Here is a 14,885-nt window from a genome sequence, read left to right as displayed (position 1 = left end):
ATTGGAGGAGAGAAATGTCAGAAATAAAAAATGGAATAAAAAAACCAAAAACTTTATTTGATAAGGTTTGGGAAAAACATGTAATAACAGGGGAACCAGGGGAAGCTCAGCTACTTTACATAGATTTACACTTAATTCATGAGGTTACTTCACCACAGGCGTTTTCAGGACTGAGATTAGCCGGGAGAAAGGTTAGAAGACCTGACTTAACATTTGGGACAATGGATCATAATACTCCAACTATAATGTCACAAAGACTGGATATTAAAGATAAAATTTCAAAGGCACAGCTGGATGCACTTGCGGCAAACTGTAAGGAATTTGGAATAGAACTGGTTGATATGTTTAATGAAAGCAATGGAATAGTTCATATGGTAGGGCCTGAACAGGGACTTACACAGCCAGGAAAAACAGTAGTTTGTGGAGATAGTCATACTGCAACTCATGGGGCATTTGGAGCAATTGCATTTGGAATAGGAACAAGTGAAGTTGAACATGTACTGGCAACACAGACAATCTGGCAGAAAAAACCTAAGACAATGGGAATTGAAATAACAGGAAAACTGCAAAAGGGAGTTTATGCAAAGGATATAATTTTACATATAATTAAAACTTATGGAATTGGGCTTGGAAACGGTTATGCCTTTGAGTTTTTCGGAGACACGATAAGAGGCCTTTCGATGGAAGAAAGAATGACAATTTGTAACATGGCAATTGAAGGTGGAGGGAAATCAGGAATTATTGCTCCTGATGAAACTACTTTTGAATATGTAAGAGGAAGAAGATTTGCACCTAAAGGTGAAGAATTTGAGAAAAAGGTGGCTGAATGGAAGGAATTATACACAGATTCTGTGGAAGCCTTTGATAAGCATATTAAAGTGGATGTTTCAAACCTTGAACCACAAGTTACATGGGGGACAAATCCTGAAATGGGAATCAGCGTTACAGAAACTTTCCCTGAAATTAAAGATCACAATGATGAAAAGGCATATGAATATATGGGATTAAAGCCGGGACAGACTCCATTTGAGATACCTTTAAAACATGTGTTTATTGGTTCGTGTACAAATGGAAGACTGAGCGACCTGGAAATTGCCGCAAAAATTGTAAAAGGAAAAAAAGTTGCATCAAATATTACAGCAGTTGTAGTTCCAGGATCACAAATAGTTAAAAAAATGGCTGAAGAAAATGGAATAGCACAAATATTCAAAGATGCAGGCTTTGAATGGAGGGAGGCCGGATGCTCAACTTGCCTTGGAATGAACCCTGATTTGATACCGGCTGGAGAACATTGTGCATCAACTTCCAATAGAAACTTTGAAGGACGTCAAGGAAAAGGAGCAAGAACTCACTTAGTAAGTCCGGCAATGGCAGCGGCTGCCGCAATTTATGGGAAATTTGTGGATGTAAGGGAATTGGAAGAAGTGAAATAACTTTAAATAAAGAGTAAAGAGGTAAGTAAAATGAATAAAAATGAAGGAGAAAAACATGAAACCATTTACAAAATATGAAGGAACAATCGTTCCTATAATGAATGATAATATCGACACAGATCAGCTGATTCCAAAGCAATATTTGAAAAGTATTGAAAAAACAGGTTTTGGACAATATGTGTTTGATGAATGGAGATACAACGAAGATAGAACTGAGAATATGGATTTTAATTTAAATAAGCCTGAATATAAGACAGGGACAATTTTAATTACAGGAGATAATTTTGGATGCGGTTCGAGCAGAGAGCATGCGGCGTGGGCATTACAGGATTATGGCTTTCATGTAATTGTTGCTGGAGGATACTCGGGAATTTTCTATATGAACTGGCTGAATAACGGGCATTTGCCAATAACTTTACCTGAAGCAGACAGACTTGAACTGGCTAAACTTCCTGGAGATGTAAAAGTGACAGTTGATCTTGAAAATAATAAATTGACAGCAAATGGAAAGGACTATTTGTTTGAGCTGGAAGAAAGCTGGAAACAGAGATTGCTGAAAGGACTGGATTCAATCGGACTGACATTGGAACATGAAGATGAGATTAGGAAATATGAGGAGAATCATAAATAGTCTAAAAGAGGAGTAAAAATGAAAAATTGGGAAATCATAGATGGAGAGTATACTCGTAAAGTGATGTGGATAAATCATGAGATAGAAATGAAATTGTATTATAATGGCGAAGATGAAATTGATGGAGAGGAAGTTGATGAATCAAAAGTTGAAGAAATGGTTGAAAAAATTTTGGGAAATAAAGATTATTGGGATAAAAAATGTAAAAAATTATTTGCTGACGAATTTGTTGACTGGTTTAATGAAGAAAAATGGGTAAAACCTGAGTATTCTGAAATTTATTATGAAACAAAGAGTACTGATAAAGTGGAAAAAGAATTACTTAAAATTATTGGAAAAGAAGATACAGAAAAAATCATGAAAAATAACTTGCTTACAAAAGAAGCGTTTAAAAAGTTGCTTGATAATCAAGATATGGGAATAATAATTGATTATTGTGATGGAGAAGAAGATTCTTTCTTTACAATTGCTATGCACGAAAAATTATTTTTTGTTGATAAGATGTTCTATGCGTGCTGTAATTTTAATGGTGAAATAGATGAATATTATATGGATTAAATTTTTTAAGAAGGAGAATTAGACATGGAAAAAAAATCAAAAGAACAGCTAAGAGTTGAAGAGTATTTTGAGGAAAACAATATAGTTCATAATGGAAACTATATTTATGCCACTAGGCAGGAGAGAAATTTAAATTCATTTTGGTTATTGGGACTTTCTGGATTGCTATTTAAATCAGCACAGCCTTATTACATTCTTTTTAGGGAAGATGAAATATTATTCTTTAAAATGAAAGTATTGGGTGGAATTAAGGAATTATCTTTCATCATGAAAGTGGAGGATATTAAGAGCATTGTACTGAAAAAAGGACTTCTAAGTTATAGCCTGATAATAAAAGTGGAAACTGATGGAAAAATAAAAAAAGAAATAATAAATTTCATTAAAATTAATGGAAAAGCATGGTGGCTACAGAATAGAAATAATCTGATTGAAAGTGGATATTTTGATAGATTGAAGGAAAAAGTGGATAGAAGAAATTTATTAAATTAAAAATATTCAATAGGAGGTAAAAAAATGTTAAAAAAAATACTTTTTTTAGTAATGCTGTTAAGTATGCAGACGCTTTTTGCAGATTTATCTTTTGAGCAGGAACTTGATAATGTTTCATTCAATGAAGCAGCAAAGGAAGCTTCAATTTCAGCATCAAGACAAGGAAAAAAATCATTTAAATTTACAGGTACGTATATAGAAACAGGAAGAAGTTTCCTTGAAGTGGAGTATAAAAATGGAAAAAGGGACGGTGCCGCTGTATTTTATTATAAAAATGGGAATACTATGGCAAAAGGAAATTATAAAGATGATAAAAAGGATAGAGTGTGGGAATTTTATACAGAAGATGGTAAACTTGAAAGAAAAGTCACTTATAGAAATGGTCTTTATGATGGAATGACAACTGAATTTTTTAAAAGTGGAAAAATAAATAGAACGAGTAACTATGTTCAGGGAATAAAAAATGGAAAAGAAAAGGAATATTATGTTTCCGGAAGAGTTCAGAACGAAGGAAATTATATAAATAATCAGCTTGAAGGAAAATATATCATATATTATCCTAATGGAAGAATTTACATGAAGAGTAATTTTATAAATAATAAGCATAATGGCGAAATCGTTTACTATTATGAAAATGGAAAAACAATGTTAAAAGGTAACACAAAAGATGGAAGCAGCATAGGAGAATTTGAATTTTATGATGAAAATGGAAAATTGGAATACAAAGGGGAATATGACAGCATAAAAGATAAATTCATGCCAAAGCTTGAAAAATATAGAAACAAAACTGTGAGAAGTAACTAATGTAGATATTTTTATAAATATAAAAATCGAAAGGGGTATATAAAATGAATTATAACATTGCATTATTAAAAGGGGATGGAATTGGTCCGGAAATAGTTGATGAAGCGGTAAAAATTCTGGATAAGATTGGAGAGAAATTTGGTCATAAGTTTGAGTATGTTCAGGGGTATTTAGGTGGAGAGTCTATTGATAAGTATGGTATTCCTTTATCTGATGAAACAGTTCAAGTGAGCAGGGAAAGTGATGCAATTTTACTTGGAGCAATTGGAGGGCCTAAATGGGACAATATTGACCCACAGAAGAGACCGGAAAGAGGACTTCTTGCAATAAGAAAGGAACTTGGGGTATATACTAACTTAAGACCTGCAACATTATTTAAACCATTGAAAAGTGCGAGTCCTTTAAAAGAGGAAATAATCGGTGAAGGACTTGACATAATGATAGTAAGGGAACTTACAGGGGGACTTTACTTCGGACATAGGGAATATTCAGAAGAAAAGGCATATGACACACTTTCATACACAAGACCTGAAATTGAAAGAATTGCTAAAAAAGCATTTGAAATAGCAAAACTTAGAAATAAAAAGCTGACAAGTGTTGATAAGCACAATGTTCTTGACACTTCAAAACTTTGGAGAAAAATTGTTGAGGAAATAGCAAAGGATTATCCTGAAGTGGAAGTTTCACACATGTATGTGGATAATGCGGCAATGCAGCTGATTTCAAATCCTGGCCAGTTTGATGTAATTTTAACTGAGAATATGTTTGGAGATATTTTATCTGATGAGGCTTCAATGCTTACAGGATCACTTGGAATGCTGGCATCTGCAAGTTTAGGTGACGGAAAGAAAGGGCTTTATGAGCCAAGTCATGGTTCTGCCCCTGATATAGCTGGACAGAATGTGGCAAATCCTATTGCAACAATACTTTCTGCCGCAATGATGCTAAGATATTCATTTGATTTATCTGCTGAAGCTGATGCAATAGAAAAGGCAGTGGAAAAAACATTGGAAGAAGGATATAGAACAGCTGATATTTATACTGAAGGAATGAAAAAAGTCGGAACTGCTGAAATGGGAACAGAAATAGCAGGAAGAATATAGATAGTTAAATAAATTTAATGATTTTACTCAGAAAGGATGCTAATTAATGAAAAAAGTTTTATTATTTTTATTGGTAATCTTATCTTTTCAGATTACCGCAAAGGAAGAAGAGGTAAGAATATGGTATCAGAATGGAATTTTAACAGAAGTGGGAATAACAATAGAAGAAATCGTTGATTTGAGGAATATAAAAATCGATGAAAAGAATAAGACAGAAATTGAAATGAAAAATTATAAATTTTATGTAAATAAAAATGATTTAATGGAAGAGCATAATAATAATGCCAGCAATATTCGTAATAAAATAGCAAAAATAGATAATGTTGGAAGTAAAATTGATAAAAAACAACTTCAGAATATTGATTTTAGAGAAACTTTATTTGAACTCATAAAAAATAGAAAAGTACTAGTTTATGATAAGAAGAAAAAGAAATATTTGGAGGAGGTTGCAATCTGTAGCGGTTATTCTCAGTATGAAAATGAAAAAAGAAAGGATTTTTCAGGACATATATATGAAAAACTTGTATATAGTAAGGATTTAAGTGATAAAATAGTTATTCCTGATTGGAGATATCATTATAGTGGGGTAAAAAAGAATAATAAATCAAAAAATGATATTGAAGCAAATGGGAATAAGAAAATATCAGAAAGACAGGAAAAAATTGAAAAGTTTACGGAAGAAGCTAAGAAAAATCCTGGGAAGAAATTTAAATTTCGTATAAATGAATAATGGGAAAAAAGGAATATATTATGAAAGAAATACTTCATTATGAAAATGTTACATTTAGAAGAGAAGGTAGGGAAATTTTAAAGGGGATAGATTGGCATATAAATGAAGGAGAAAATTGGGCTTTACTGGGGCTGAACGGCTCCGGTAAATCCACTCTTTTGGGAATGATTCCGGCTTATACTTTTCCAACTTCAGGAGAAGTACGGGTTTTTGGGCATAAATTTGGAAATTATGTATGGACAAAAATTCGTGACAGAGTAGGTTTTGTGAGCTCTACTTTAAATAATTTTTTGAGTACATTGAATTCCCAGAAATTAGAAGATGTCGTAATTTCCGGGAAGTTCAGTTCGATTGGAATTTATCAGGAAGTAACGGAGGAAGATAGAAAAAAAGCTGAAAAAATAATTGAAGATTTTGGAATAACATACATCAAAGAGAAATATTTTTCAACATTGTCACAAGGTGAACAAAGACGGACATTACTTGCAAGAGCATTTATGAATGAACCGGATTTACTGATTTTAGATGAGCCCTGTTCAGGATTAGATGTAAAATCAAGAGAATATCTGCTTTCAGTTTTGGAAAAAAATTCTAAAAATGAAAATGCAGTACCGTTTATTTATGTGACACATCAAATTGAAGAAATAATACCTTCAATTACCCATGTGACTCTTTTAAAAGATGGAAAAGTTTTTGCAAAGGGCAATAAAAAAGATATTTTAACAGATAAAATTTTATCAGAAATGTTTGAAATGTCAGTAAAAATTGTCTGGGAAAATGACAGATCATGGCTAATTGTGAAATAAAGCCAGTAATTTGGCATTACTCACGGTTATTTTTTATGCTGATTAGAAAAATTTTTAAAGGAAATGGGGAATAAAAGTAACTATAGTATCTAATTGATAATGATATATATTGTTTATACTAAACAGTAAAAACATATATGGACTAGATTATTGACAATTTTTATTATAAAATATATAATGTTTAAGTTGATGTAAAAGTCGTAAAATAGACTTGAATAAAATTTATTTAAGTATGAAATTATTAAAATATAAATTTGGGAGGATAAAAAAAATGGCAGGAAATATTTTAGGAACAACAGTTTATTATGATGCAGATTGTAACTTGGACAAATTGACAGGAAAGAAAATAACAATACTGGGGTATGGATCACAGGGGCATGCTCATGCATTGAACTTAAAGGAAAGTGGAATGGATGTAACAGTGGGGCTTAGAAAAGGTTCAAAATCATGGAAACAGGCTGAAGAAGCAGGATTTACAGTTAAAGAAACAGCTGATGCAGTAAAAGGTGCAGATATAGTTATGATTTTAATTCCTGATGAATTACAGGCAGATACATATGCGGCAGATGTTGCACCTAACCTGAAAGAAGGAGCATACTTAGGATTTGGACATGGATTTAACATTCATTTCAAAAAAATAAATCCTAGGGAAGATATAAATGTATTCATGGTTGCACCAAAAGGACCAGGACATCTTGTAAGAAGAACTTTCCAGGAAGGAAGTGGAGTTCCTTGTCTTATAGCAGTGGAAAAAGATCCTAGCGGAGATACTAAGGAAGTAGCTCTTGCATGGGCATCAGGTATTGGTGGAGGAAGATCAGGAATACTTGAAACAACTTACAAACAGGAAACAGAAACAGATTTATTTGGAGAACAGGCAGTTTTATGTGGTGGAGTTGTAGAACTTATGAAAACTGGATTTGAAGTGCTTGTGGAAGCTGGATATGATCCTGTAAATGCTTATTTTGAATGTCTTCACGAAATGAAACTAATTGTAGACCTAATTTATGAAGGTGGACTGGCAACAATGAGAAATTCAATTTCAAACACAGCAGAATATGGAGATTATATTACAGGACCAAAAATAATTACACCTGAAACTAAAAAAGCAATGCAGGGAGTTTTAGCAGATATCCAATCAGGAAAATTTGCTGATGACTTCTTAGCTGATTCAAAAGCAGGACAACCATATTTGAAAGCTAAAAGAGAAGAATTTGCAAAACATGAAGTTGAAAAAGTTGGAGCTGAATTAAGAAAACTTATGTCATGGATTAAAAAATAGTGACTCTTTGTCAAGTACAGGAGTAAAAAATTCGATAACCTTGAGAGATTTTAGGCTGAATAAGCTTTTGAGGTTGTCGAATTTTTTTAACACTATACATAATTATAGAGCCTAAAATTTAGAGAAATAAATAGGGATGAAATAAATAATAAATATAAAGAAAGGAGTGTGTGATATTTTATATAATTATTTATATATTTATTATAAAAGGAAAATATGAAGGATATAAAAGAAGCTTATAACAAAAAAATGAGAAAAATGTTTACAGAAAATATAAAAAAGATATTTACAGAAGATATGTTAAAAGAATATGATGAAAATATGTTAAATGTATTGAAAGAAGTTGGAGTAGATATATTAAATGTAAATTATGAAGAAGCAAATAAAAAAATAATAAATATCAATAAACAAGAAATAGATAAAATAATATGGAATATGGCTAATGTTACAGAAAGTTTCACTTTTTATGGATTTTCACAATATATGTATAAAAAAACAGAAAATATAATTTGGTTGAATTTGTCAGCAAGTATGCTATCTTTTACATTTTGTTGTGTAGAAGGAGCTTATGCTGTTGGTATTTTTCACGCTAGAGAAGCAGTAGGAATCAAAAAAAATCTTGAAAATCTATTAACTTTACTAAGTTTTTATGGGCTTCCAGAACATTTAATGTACGATGAAGAAGCAGAGAGCATAGCAAAAGAAATTTTAAAGTTAGATAAGAATAATGAAATTGCAATCTGTGTATTGAATGAAATCTTAAATTCAACAAAAGAATAAAGAAAAAATTAAAAAGATTAATTCCTACTTCTTACAGAAGTCAGTCCTTATTAGTAAGTTAAATTAATTTGTCCAACTTTTTTGGTCAGTACATTTACCATCTTCATATAAATATAAACAATTTAAAATTACAAATAAAATATTGGACTGGACTTTTTCCAGTCTTTTTTAGTATAATATAATGTATTTAAGAGAGAAGGAGAACTAGGAAAATGATTTTTTTAACGTCACTGGGGAGTATATTTCCCATTATTGTAATGATAGCAATAGGTTATATTTTAAGAAAGAGACACTGGTTTCACCATACATTCAGTGAAAATGTATCGAAACTTATAACAAATGTGGCATTACCATGTTCAATATTTTATTCTGTATTAAAATATTTAGACATGAACGTATTGAAAGAATTATCAAATCGTCTAATTTTTACATTTGCTTCAGTTATTATAGGCTATGTTACAGCTTACATTGTAATAAAAATATTCAAGATAAGAAGAGGACGTCGAGGGGTATTTTATAATGCAGTAGTAAATGCAAACACAATATTTATTGGACTTCCTTTAAATATGGCACTTTTTGGGGAACAGGCTTCCAAATATTATTTAATGTATTACATAACAAATACAATATCAATCTGGACATTAGGATACATACTTCTGGAAAATGATTCTACAGAAGAGAAGGAAGGTAAAGGAGGATTTAATCCTAAAAAACTGCTTTCACCACCACTTATAGCTTTTGTAGTTGCATTTATAGTTCTAGTTCTGGGAATAAGTATTCCTAAACCTCTGGTGGAAACTACAAAGTATCTTGGTAATATTGTTACTCCTCTTGCACTGCTTTATATCGGGATTGTTCTTGCAGATGCAGGACTTCACAGTATAAATTTTGATTTGGATACAATTTTAGCTTTACTGGGAAGATTTGTATTTTCTTCAATCGTTATGGTTGCATTACTGAAAGCTGCAGGTCAGTTTATTCAGCTGGATTCATTGGAAATTAAAACATTTGTCATACAGTCGGCTGCCCCTGTATTTGCGGCATTGCCAATTTTGACAAATCAGACAGAAGGGGATATAGAGTATGCTACAAACGTAGTTACTACAAGTACAATTTTATTTGTGGTTGTCATACCTATACTTATGATGTTTTTAAAGTAAAAATATTATAAAAAAGGAGGAGAAGATGAAGGATAAAGATAAAGTATTGGCATTATTCAATTACATTTCAGAAATATCTAAAAATTTAAAAAATACAAAAACAAATATTGCAGAAGAAAAATGGTTTGATTTTTTAGAAAATTTTCCTAAACATAAGGATATTATTTTTGAATATAAGAATTTAGATGGAAAATATTTTGAAAAGGAAGAAGGTAAACTTTTAGAAATAAGAAAACCAAATTTTTTAAAGCCGTTATATATAGATGAATATCTGCTGGAATGGATTGAGGGAGATTGGAAAGATTACAGAGCAACTTTGGAAGTTAATGAAAAGATATTTGTTGAAAATACTGAAAATGGTTCAGGAGAAATAGTTGATATAACACCTGAAATAGAGGGAAAAATACAGGAAGAGCTTGAGAAAAGAGAGCTATGGATAGAAAAACAGCTGGCTATAGAAGAAGTAAGAAATTTTTTTGATACTCTTTACATCAAATATCTGGAACTCAACAAAGAAACTGAAACATTGGAACTTGTAATTGGAAATGGAATAGTGAGAATAAAAGAGCAGAATGTTTATTATCCTGTTTTGTTAAAAAAGATAAAAATAGACTTTAATGCCAAAGATAATATTTTAATTTTGTCAGATCCTCATACGAATGAAAGTTTTTCTCCAAATTTATATACAAATTTTTTAAATGAAATAGATGATATCCATCTGGAAAATGTTTTTGAACTTGAAAAAGAAGTAAAAGAAAAAAATTTACATCCATTAAATAGGAAAGAAACAGTAGACTTTTTTAAAAAGTTTATTCATAGTTTAACTAATAGAGGTTTTTTTATCGAAGATGGCGATATAGAAGATTTAAAGGAATATGGGGATATATTTATAGAAGATAATCCTCTGATTTTTATAAGAAAAAAAGAAACGGGAATAGTAAAGGCAATAGAGAATATAACAGAGAAAATAGAAAATTCCGGAGAAATTCCTGATCATCTTTATGAATTAGTTGGGATATCTGTTGAAGAAGAAAATGAAAATATAGAAAAAGATTTCAGGGAAGAAGAAATTTTATTTGTAAAGGATGCAAACACTGAACAGGTTAATATAGCAAAACAAATAGAAAAAAATAATGCAGTTGTAGTTCAGGGACCGCCAGGAACTGGAAAGACCCATACTATTGCCAACCTGTTAGGCCATTTTCTGGCACAGGGGAAAAATGTTCTTGTAACAAGTCAGACTAAAAAAGCATTAAGGGTATTAAAGGAAAAAATTCCGAAAAGTATACAAGGACTATGTATTTCAATTTTAGATGATGATAATAGTGATATGAGAAAATCAGTTGAAACTATTTCAGAAAAATTAGGTAACTTTACTTCAGAAAAACTAAAAAAAGAAGTAGGGGAACTGGAAAAAATAAGAATAAAAGAATGCAGTGATTTAGAAAATATAACAGATCAAATGTGCGGGATAAGATATAGGGAAAGCAAATCCATAGATTTTAATGGAGAAACTTTTTTTATAAAAGATATAGCAAAATATTTGAGGGAAAATCCTGAAATTATTGGAAAAATACCCGGGAAAATCTCGGAACTGGTACCTTGTCCCATTACAAATGATGAATTTTCTTTCCTTAAAACAAAATATAGACAACAGGTATCTGAAAGTGAAGAAAAGGAAATAGTTTTAGGTTTAAATAACATTTCTGATTACCTGGATATTAGTGAATTTGAAGAGCTGGTCAATGACAAGAAACATACATGGAAAGAACTGGAAAAACTCTTAAATGATAACAGTTTTAATATTGACAGTAATATTTTATATGTAAATGGAAAAGAAATAATAGATTTAAAAAAGTTTAAGGAAAATTATGATGTAAGACAGACTATTCCAAAAGAACTGACAGAAGATATGGAAAAATGGAAAGTAGATGTGGCTATATCAGGAGGAACAGATAACGGAAATAAAATAAACTGGCAAAATTTTATTGAGGATATAAAAGAATTGCATGAATATTTAAATAATCTGAGACCAAAGTTATTTAAGAAAAGAATTGATTTTTCAGGAATAGCTCTTCCTGATGCTGTAAAAATGATTCAGGAACTTAAAAATGCTTTTAATAATCCTGGCCTTATGTTTGGTTTGAATGTAAAAAAAGCAAAAAATAGAATTGGAAGCAGAATAACTTTAAATGAAGAAACAGTAAAAGATGTTGCAGAATGTGATCTTCTTTTAGAATATTTTAATTTACTTATTCAGGAAAAGGAACTTAAAGAAAGCTGGAAGGAGCTTATAGAAAATAATGGAGGAATTTCAGCAGATTCTTTAGGTGGAAGTTTTATTGATTACGCTTTTGAGTCTGTAAAGGAAATAGAATATTTTCTTAACTGGAATTATAAGGAAAAGGCTAAACTCTTAAAAAATATTGAAAATCTTGGAATAAATAAAAATTGTCTTTTTAAGGAAACAAATATTTCAATGGAGGAAATAAAGGATATATTAAATTCTGCAAAAAACATTGAAAAAGCAATGGAAATTGGAAGTAAGGCCTTAAAATTATCAGAAAAGGAAGAAAAATATTCGCTGTATACTGAAAAAATAAAAAATATAACAAAAAAAGACTCTATACTTGATGAAAAAATAAAAAATGCAGTAGTCAATGAAGAAGTAAAAGAATATTCAAAAAATTTGAAGCAGCTGGAAATATTATCAGCTAAGCAGGAATATTACAAGAAAAGGGAAGATATACTGGAAAGAATAAATAAAACTGCTTTCAAATGGTATGAAGAATTAAAGAATGGTAAAATTAAAGAAATTGAAGATATATGTGAAGTGTGGAAATGGAAACAGCTTTCACAGGAATTGGAAAAGCTGGAAAAAGAGCCATATGAAGATTTAGAAAGGAAAGCTCTTGAAAAAAGGGAAAATATAAAAAAGGCGACGCTGGAACTAGTTGAAAAGAAATCATGGTATCATGTGCTGCATTTTATTGAAAAAAAAGAAAATTTAATGGTAAGTCAGGCGTTAAGAGGTTGGGAGCAGACAATACAGAAAATAGGAAAAGGGACAGGGAAAAATGCTTCATTATATAGAAAGCAGGCAAAAGAAAAAATGAATATCTGTCAGAAAGCCGTTCCGGCCTGGATTATGCCAATGAATAAAGTAATTGATACTTTGAATCCTGCAGAAAATAAATTTGATGTTATAATCATAGACGAAGCCAGCCAGTCGGATATAAGTTCATTAGTGCTTCTATATATGGCAAAAAAGGTTATTATTGTGGGAGATGATAAGCAGGTAAGTCCATTGGATATAGGAGTAAGCGTTGAAAAAGTAAATTCATTAAGAGAAAAATATATAAAAGGAAAAATCATCAATGATGATTTATATGGATTAAATTCTTCACTTTACTCAGTAGCTGCAACAACATACCGTCCACTGATGTTGAAGGAACATTTCAGATGTGTTCCTGAAATAATAGGGTATAGCAATAAAACTTCCTATGATTTGAAAATAAAGCCTTTGAGAGAGTCGGGATCATCGGATTTGAAACCGGCAGTCATAAATTATAAGGTTCCAGGGATGAGGGATGAGAAAAGGAAAATAAATGAACTCGAAGCTAAAACAGTTGTATCTTTAATTAAAGCATGTATGGAAATGAAAGAATATGCTGACAGTTCTTTTGGAGTAATTTCTCTTTTGGGGGATGAACAGTCTGATCTCATTCAGAAAATGATAGTGGAAAAAATAGATGTGACAGATATAGAAAAACATGATATTCTATGTGGAAATTCAAGTCATTTTCAAGGAGATGAAAGAGATGTCATATTCCTTACAATGGTTGACAGTAATTCAGGAGAAGTGCCTTTAAGAGTGATGACTGATGGAACTGAATCAGCAAGAAAGAAAAGATACAATGTTGCGGCGAGCAGGGCTAGAAATCAGATGTGGGTAGTTAATTCCCTGGATGTTGATAATGATTTAAAAACAGGAGATATTAGAAAAGAATTTCTGGAATATGTCAGCAGTCCTAAGGAAATGCTTTTAACTGAAGAAATGGAAAAAAATTCAGAATCGGTTTTTGAAGAAAAAATAGCAAAATACTTAATATCGGAGGGATACCATATAGAACAGCAATGGGAAGCAGGGTTGTACAAAATAGATATGGTTGCACTTTTTCAGGATAAAAAAGTGGCGATAGAATGTGATGGCGAAAAATGGCATAGTACTGAAGAACAGATAAGGGAAGATATGGAACGTCAGAATGTTTTAGAACGTTGTGGATGGGAATTTATAAGAATAAGAGGAAGCAGATATTTCAAAAATCCTGAATCTACAATGAAAACTCTTATAGAAGAATTGAATAGAAAGGGAATATATCCTGAAAGCATGGAGGATAAAAGGTATTTAACAAAAGAAAAGGAACTGTTGAATAAAATAAAAAACAGGGCATTAAAAATTATGAAGTTCTAGGATAGCAATAATTAAATAATAACATATATTTAAGTTTTATCTATTGGTAAAAAAATGAAAATATGCAATAGTTATGGTAGGATATTTTGAAAAAATGAAAGGATGAGAAATATGAAAAAAATAATAATGATAGTAACTTCTGTCCTAATCCTTTCTTCATGCGGAGTGATCGGTGCGGCAGGAAGTATTGCAGGTGAGACAATAAAGGCGGCGGGAACTGTAGCAGGAGCGGCAATTAAAACAACGGGAAATATTATAGGTGGAATAATTGGTGGAAACGAAGGGGAAATCAATGCCAAAGGTGTAAAATATAAATTTGCCAAGGCGAAGGTTGAAAATGACGGAAATACAACAGTTGTAACTGGATTTCTTTCACATAACGGAAGCAGCAAAAAAAATGTAAAACTGGAAGTTCCGTGCTTTGATAAAAAGGGAGATAAAATTGGAGATGCTGTCGATACAATAGATTCCCTTGAAAAAAATAAGAAATGGGAGTTCAGGGCAGTCATAAATTCAGGCGATGTGAAATCATGTAAAGTAAAGACTGGTTACAGTTTAATATTTTAATCGCGGAGTATTTGAAAGCATTGATTTTACTGTGTTCTATGTATTTTAATTAGTTAAATTAAAATTAA

13 protein-coding genes are annotated in these 14,885 nt (G+C 31.1%); all 13 read left to right on the top strand.

Annotation, left to right across the window (positions count from 1 at the left end; translation table 11 throughout):
* The first annotated feature begins 14 nt into the window (after nucleotides 1-14).
* On the top strand, nucleotides 15-1,433 hold the full coding sequence (leuC, locus tag HMPREF1984_RS04075) for a 3-isopropylmalate dehydratase large subunit (protein WP_021766635.1): 1,419 nt from the start codon (nucleotides 15-17) through the stop codon (nucleotides 1,431-1,433).
* 55 nt (nucleotides 1,434-1,488) lie between these two features.
* Nucleotides 1,489-2,064: a 3-isopropylmalate dehydratase small subunit gene (gene leuD / locus HMPREF1984_RS04070; RefSeq protein ID WP_036099676.1), complete on the top strand. Its 576-nt coding sequence runs from the start codon at nucleotides 1,489-1,491 to the stop codon at nucleotides 2,062-2,064.
* 18 nt (nucleotides 2,065-2,082) lie between these two features.
* Nucleotides 2,083-2,622 carry a hypothetical protein gene (locus tag HMPREF1984_RS04065; protein WP_021766633.1) on the top strand — a complete coding sequence of 180 codons (540 nt, stop codon included), beginning with the start codon at nucleotides 2,083-2,085 and terminating at the stop codon, nucleotides 2,620-2,622.
* 24 nt (nucleotides 2,623-2,646) lie between these two features.
* Complete coding sequence (locus HMPREF1984_RS04060; RefSeq protein ID WP_021766632.1) at nucleotides 2,647-3,111, top strand: hypothetical protein; 465 nt, start codon at nucleotides 2,647-2,649, stop codon at nucleotides 3,109-3,111.
* A 24-nt stretch (nucleotides 3,112-3,135) separates the two neighbouring features.
* A complete protein-coding gene (locus HMPREF1984_RS04055; RefSeq protein WP_021766631.1) occupies nucleotides 3,136-3,915 on the top strand; it encodes a toxin-antitoxin system YwqK family antitoxin in 780 nt (259 codons plus the stop codon).
* 44 nt (nucleotides 3,916-3,959) lie between these two features.
* Nucleotides 3,960-5,018, top strand: coding sequence for a 3-isopropylmalate dehydrogenase (leuB, locus tag HMPREF1984_RS04050; protein ID WP_021766630.1), 1,059 nt, complete (start codon nucleotides 3,960-3,962; stop codon nucleotides 5,016-5,018).
* A gap of 46 nt (nucleotides 5,019-5,064) precedes the next feature.
* The gene (locus HMPREF1984_RS04045) at nucleotides 5,065-5,748 is read left to right on the top strand and encodes a hypothetical protein (protein WP_021766629.1); all 684 of its coding nucleotides are present in this window, start codon (nucleotides 5,065-5,067) and stop codon (nucleotides 5,746-5,748) included.
* A 20-nt stretch (nucleotides 5,749-5,768) separates the two neighbouring features.
* Entirely contained in the window at nucleotides 5,769-6,554 is a 786-nt protein-coding gene (locus HMPREF1984_RS04040; RefSeq protein WP_036099733.1) for an ABC transporter ATP-binding protein, read from the top strand.
* A gap of 271 nt (nucleotides 6,555-6,825) precedes the next feature.
* A complete protein-coding gene (gene ilvC, locus HMPREF1984_RS04035) occupies nucleotides 6,826-7,836 on the top strand; it encodes a ketol-acid reductoisomerase (protein ID WP_036099673.1) in 1,011 nt (336 codons plus the stop codon).
* A 258-nt stretch (nucleotides 7,837-8,094) separates the two neighbouring features.
* The gene (locus HMPREF1984_RS10905) at nucleotides 8,095-8,616 is read left to right on the top strand and encodes a hypothetical protein (protein ID WP_198011754.1); all 522 of its coding nucleotides are present in this window, start codon (nucleotides 8,095-8,097) and stop codon (nucleotides 8,614-8,616) included.
* A gap of 212 nt (nucleotides 8,617-8,828) precedes the next feature.
* Nucleotides 8,829-9,776 carry an AEC family transporter gene (locus HMPREF1984_RS04025; RefSeq protein ID WP_021766625.1) on the top strand — a complete coding sequence of 316 codons (948 nt, stop codon included), beginning with the start codon at nucleotides 8,829-8,831 and terminating at the stop codon, nucleotides 9,774-9,776.
* A 25-nt stretch (nucleotides 9,777-9,801) separates the two neighbouring features.
* Entirely contained in the window at nucleotides 9,802-14,250 is a 4,449-nt protein-coding gene (locus HMPREF1984_RS04020) for an AAA domain-containing protein (RefSeq protein WP_021766624.1), read from the top strand.
* Between the two features lie 111 nt (nucleotides 14,251-14,361).
* Nucleotides 14,362-14,817, top strand: a complete 456-nt coding sequence (locus HMPREF1984_RS04015; protein ID WP_036099670.1) for an FxLYD domain-containing protein — start codon at nucleotides 14,362-14,364, stop codon at nucleotides 14,815-14,817.
* The last annotated feature ends 68 nt before the right edge of the window (nucleotides 14,818-14,885 follow it).

The sequence above is a fragment of the Leptotrichia sp. oral taxon 215 str. W9775 genome, assembly GCF_000469505.1.
Classification (GTDB): Bacteria; Fusobacteriota; Fusobacteriia; order Fusobacteriales; family Leptotrichiaceae; genus Leptotrichia_A.
The sequence above is the reverse complement of the archived record's forward strand: the minus strand, read 5'-3'. Positions and strand labels throughout refer to the sequence as shown.

Excerpts from the sequence above, each read along its gene's own strand:
- leuC (WP_021766635.1), top strand. The coding sequence starts at position 15 with ATGTCAGAAATAAAAAATGGAATAAAAAAACCAAAAACTTTATTTGAT.
- leuD (WP_036099676.1), top strand. The coding sequence starts at position 1,489 with ATGAAACCATTTACAAAATATGAAGGAACAATCGTTCCTATAATGAAT.
- HMPREF1984_RS04065 (WP_021766633.1), top strand. The coding sequence starts at position 2,083 with ATGAAAAATTGGGAAATCATAGATGGAGAGTATACTCGTAAAGTGATG.
- HMPREF1984_RS04060 (WP_021766632.1), top strand. The coding sequence starts at position 2,647 with ATGGAAAAAAAATCAAAAGAACAGCTAAGAGTTGAAGAGTATTTTGAG.
- HMPREF1984_RS04055 (WP_021766631.1), top strand. The coding sequence starts at position 3,136 with ATGTTAAAAAAAATACTTTTTTTAGTAATGCTGTTAAGTATGCAGACG.
- leuB (WP_021766630.1), top strand. The coding sequence starts at position 3,960 with ATGAATTATAACATTGCATTATTAAAAGGGGATGGAATTGGTCCGGAA.
- HMPREF1984_RS04045 (WP_021766629.1), top strand. The coding sequence starts at position 5,065 with ATGAAAAAAGTTTTATTATTTTTATTGGTAATCTTATCTTTTCAGATT.
- HMPREF1984_RS04040 (WP_036099733.1), top strand. The coding sequence starts at position 5,769 with ATGAAAGAAATACTTCATTATGAAAATGTTACATTTAGAAGAGAAGGT.
- ilvC (WP_036099673.1), top strand. The coding sequence starts at position 6,826 with ATGGCAGGAAATATTTTAGGAACAACAGTTTATTATGATGCAGATTGT.
- HMPREF1984_RS10905 (WP_198011754.1), top strand. The coding sequence starts at position 8,095 with ATGTTTACAGAAAATATAAAAAAGATATTTACAGAAGATATGTTAAAA.
- HMPREF1984_RS04025 (WP_021766625.1), top strand. The coding sequence starts at position 8,829 with ATGATTTTTTTAACGTCACTGGGGAGTATATTTCCCATTATTGTAATG.
- HMPREF1984_RS04020 (WP_021766624.1), top strand. The coding sequence starts at position 9,802 with ATGAAGGATAAAGATAAAGTATTGGCATTATTCAATTACATTTCAGAA.
- HMPREF1984_RS04015 (WP_036099670.1), top strand. The coding sequence starts at position 14,362 with ATGAAAAAAATAATAATGATAGTAACTTCTGTCCTAATCCTTTCTTCA.